The organism is Acinetobacter calcoaceticus (assembly GCF_051947995.1).
Classification (GTDB): domain Bacteria; phylum Pseudomonadota; class Gammaproteobacteria; order Pseudomonadales; family Moraxellaceae; genus Acinetobacter.
Map to the genome: position 1 here is coordinate 1 of NZ_JBLVVH010000068.1, position 220 is coordinate 220.

General features: G+C 42.3%; 1 protein-coding gene. It reads right to left on the minus strand.

Annotation, left to right across the window (positions count from 1 at the left end):
- Positions 1-220 (minus strand): acyl-CoA thioesterase domain-containing protein (locus tag ACNQO6_RS18580; protein ID WP_440209929.1); only part of this gene is annotated, 220 nt, incomplete at both ends.

Genomic DNA, 220 nt, shown 5'->3' on the forward strand with positions numbered 1-220 from the left:
TCAGCTTCAATCAGTTCAATCGTTTTACCAGCACGAATTACATGGGTCTTAATCGTAAATTCACCAAATGCAATCAATCCAAAAATATCAAAACTAATTCGGCCAATTCGCATATCTTGTCGTGGTGAAAATTGCTCTAACTCTGCTGCAATTACGCCACTTGCAGGCGCCATATGCTGTTCATGAGGGTTCCAAGCCCCTTGTGCATGAACAGTTGAGC